Annotated in this window: 1 protein-coding gene; it reads left to right on the top strand. The window is 74.0% G+C overall.

Annotation, left to right across the window (positions count from 1 at the left end; genetic code table 11):
* Window positions 1-388: LLM class flavin-dependent oxidoreductase (locus EAD98_RS02545; protein WP_121652471.1), on the top strand; the 388-nt coding region annotated here is incomplete at both ends.

Raw genomic sequence — 388 nt, 5'->3', positions numbered from 1 at the left:
GATGAGCGGCGGCCGGGTCGAGCTGGGCATCGGCACCGGCTGGTACGGCGAGGAGCACACCGCGTACGGGATCCCGTTCCCGGCGCTGGGGGAGCGCTTCGACCGGCTGGAGGAACAGCTCGCCGTCATCACCGGGCTCTGGGCGACGCCGGTCGGCGGGACGTTCGATTTCCAGGGGAAGTACTACCCGGTCAGCGACTCGCCCGCGCTGCCCAAGCCGGTGCAGCAGCCCCGGCCGCCGATCCTGCTCGGCGGCATGGGCCCGAAGCGGACCCCGCGCCTGGCCGCCCGGTACGCCGACGAGTTCAACCTGCCGTTCGCCTCGGTCGAGGACTCCGCGGCGCAGCTCGACCGGGTGCAGGCGGCCTGCGCCGAGGTTGGCCGGGAC

Source organism: Micromonospora sp. CV4 (assembly GCF_003667455.1).
Classification (GTDB): domain Bacteria; phylum Actinomycetota; class Actinomycetes; order Mycobacteriales; family Micromonosporaceae; genus Micromonospora.
The sequence above is the reverse complement of the archived record's forward strand: the minus strand, read 5'-3'. Positions and strand labels throughout refer to the sequence as shown.